The 3,103-nt window shown below is 55.3% G+C and carries 3 protein-coding genes; all 3 read right to left on the minus strand.

The features are described 5' to 3' along the window. On the minus strand, positions 1 to 598 hold a 598-nt coding region (locus K2I50_RS08335), incomplete at its 3' end, for a DUF1735 domain-containing protein (RefSeq protein WP_301025874.1). Between the two features lie 27 nt (positions 599 to 625). Next, complete coding sequence (locus K2I50_RS08340; protein ID WP_301025875.1) at positions 626 to 1,642, minus strand: glycoside hydrolase family 18; 1,017 nt, start codon at positions 1,640 to 1,642, stop codon at positions 626 to 628. 164 nt (positions 1,643 to 1,806) lie between these two features. Next, positions 1,807 to 3,103, minus strand: a 1,297-nt coding sequence (locus K2I50_RS08345; protein WP_301025876.1) for a SusD/RagB family nutrient-binding outer membrane lipoprotein, incomplete at its 5' end; no start/stop codon positions are given.

Here is a 3,103-nt window from a genome sequence, read left to right on the forward strand (position 1 = left end):
CGCGGGTTTCTACTCGTGCCCACCACTCGAGGGTGAGGGTGGAGAGGGTTTCAGTGCCGTCCCAGTCCATTGTCATGGCGTTGTCGTAGAAGAATTTGGGAGCTTTCTGAGTAAGGGTCTTGCCGAGGGTGATTACAAATGTACCAGAACCCTGCGACACCTGCAGGCCTTCTGCGCCGGTAAGGCGGAGGGGAGCAGCGTAGTCTACACCGGCCTCTCCTGCAAATGAAGTAATCTCAACCTCAACCTCAACCATTGACGAGCCGGCGGGTATGATAACTTCGGCGGGGAAGGAGACATGCTCGGTGGGGATAACGGCATACTCAGTGTCGTTGCGCTTGTTGAAGGCTTCGAGCACCGCGGGATCGAGGGCGAGCTGTACCTTTGTGTCGGTGGTGGCTTTCTGTGCCATGCGCACATTGATGTTGGCTTTCGATTTTTCACCGACTTTGCCTACTACTACTTCCGAAGCAGGTGAGGTGGCAGCCTCGGAAATGTAGACCATGTTGTCGATTACATCGTTCTTGGCGTCGTCGCAAGCAGTGAAAGCTACAGCTGCGATTCCGAGCGCGAGAACTTTTGATGCTATATTTTTCATCTATCTATTCCTTATGTTTGATTGGGGTTATTCATTGATTGGGGGGTTCTGAGTGGCTATGCCCTTGCGAACGTAGGGATAGTCGGGAGTGCCCGGATAGTCGTATTCGATGTGGTAGGCTCCCTGACCGGCGTGCTCAAGACCTTCGCTGTAGTTCCATGTGGAGTGTACGGGGAAGAGGTTCTTGTCGGAAGCGCGTTCGAATGTGGCTGTGATAATCGATTTCTTCAGTGTATTTTCGAAAATATCGGGCTTGTAGCTCTTTACGCTGTTGAAGAACTGGTTGAGTCCGGCGTGGTTGAGCTCGTAGGTCTGCCAGCAGATATAGTCAACGCTTTCAACTACATCATCGTCAAGATATCCGTAGAAGTTGAGCCATCCCACACCGCCGGGAATGTCGATGACGAGCATGCGTCCCGACTCGTCGAAGCGCTTGCGGAGCTGGCGGAGGAACTCGTTCTGTACCTTGCGGGTCTCGGTGCCGCCCATGATGAGAGTACCGAATGACTCGATGTCCATATCGAAACCGTCGATGTTGTACTTGTCGCAGGTGTCGGCGATAGCGTCGGCATACTTGCGTGCAGCCTCAATCATAGAGGGAACGTCGCCATTGGTGAATCCCCAGAATTCCTCGGCAGCTTCAGTAGGAGGCACACCGCTGTAGCCGGGGGTGATGTTTTCACCGATGTTTGTGGCAAGCCAGCAGAGCACAGCTTTTGAACCGCGGGCCTGGAAAGCCTTGAGGTCGGCCTGCTGAGCTTCGGTAAGGTTGCCCCAGCAGAGCCAGAGGCTGACGAAGTCGGTTGAGTCGGGAAGACCGATGAGGGAGTTGGATTTGGCAGCAGCGGTCCAGGAACCGAACCATCCGAACATCACCTTGTGGGGTGATTCGAAGTAATCCTTGAGGTTGGTGTAGTAGCTCTCTGTAGGCGGGGTGTAGAAGTCCTCGGCCTCAGGCTCGGTCCAGTCGTCGCAGGAGGTGATTACGGCTGGTCCGGCAATCAGAGCTGCTGCGGCAAATAATATTGATTTAAGTCCTTTCATTGTTGTAGATGATAATTTGAGATAAATTATTAGAGGAGAGTCAAGTCAGGGGCGTGCCTCCGGCGGGGCTTGTGTCGTGCGACACAAGAGGGGTGTTGTCTATGTATGTGGGCCGGGGGCCCACATACATATTTATATCGTCACCTCTCTACCGGTGATTTAAATCAGTTTTTCTTAGCCCACCAGAGATCGGTAGCGCTGTTGTCGTCGCCGCCGAGCATCTTCTTAGCGGCTTCTACATTGGCTTCGTTGGTGTTGAATTCTGACTGCGGGAAGGGCAGACGGCGCATGCCGCGTGCTGATGTCACACCGTCGGTCGAGAGGTTGTTGACAACCGGGAACCACTTCGGGAAGCCGGTGCGGCGGAAGTCGGCCCAGGATTCCCATCCGTTGGGGAAGTTGCCAAGCCACTTCTGCACGATGATACGCTCGAGGTTGGTGTCGAATGAGGCAGATTCGTCGTACTTGGGACAGATGGTGCTTGTGGCAGCCGCGTTGTAAGAAGTATTGTCGAGAGCTACGTAGGCAGCGGGTGTGGCAGTGCTTTCGAGGTAGTTGCCGATTTCGGCGCCACGCTCTTTCATTGACACGCGTACACCCTCTTCATAGAGTTCCTTGGCAGTGCCGCCCATGTTCCAGCCGCGGAGAGCACCCTCGGCGCGAGAGAACCATGATTCGCTTGCTGAGATTGAGAGGAGCTTGCTCTGTGCTGTAACTTTGGGATAGGAGTAGTTGGTAGTCTCTGATTTCAGGATGTTGTAGTGGAACACACCGCTGCGTGCGCCTACAATCTCGCCAGTTGAAGAACCCGGGGCGGGATCGGCGTAGAGGGGGAGACGGGGGTCGCTGTAGCCGTTCATGTAGGAGGTGAGGTCGGCGCTTACACGGCCTTCGTTCCAGAGAACGTTGACCTTGTGGAATGAGTTGCCGCCGGGGATGAATGTAGACCATGCGGCTTCGGAGGGGTCGGAGATGATGCCACCGGGATCGTTGACAGCCTCTTCGGCCTTGCGCTGGGCGAGCTGCGGCTCAACGTTGACAAGACGCATGGCCATGCGGAGCTTGAGTGTGTTGGCGAATTTCACCCACTTGTTCATGTCGCCCTGGTAGATGTAGTCGACTTCTTGCAGGAGCGATGATACGGCACCGCCTCCGGCAGCCTCCTTGAGGCCTGCGATAGCGAGGTCGAGCTGCTCGAACATGGCGTTGTAGAGAGTGGGCATGTCGTCGTAGGCTACGGCGAAGTCAGAGCCTGTGCCAATCTTAGAGAAGGGGATGGGACCGTAGCAGTCGCTTACGCGGAGCGAGCCGAACACACGGATAAGGTTGGCCCAGTGGTAGGCGAGACCTTCGGTGCCGGAGATGTTGCGGATCATGAAGAAGGGTGTGTAGATCTTCGGCATGTTGGTGTCGAAGGTGTTGCCCGACCATCCTACAGAGGGGGTGTAGGTGTCGTAGTAC

The organism is Muribaculum sp., assembly GCF_029051885.1.
In the GTDB taxonomy this organism is placed as follows: Bacteria; Bacteroidota; Bacteroidia; order Bacteroidales; family Muribaculaceae; genus Muribaculum.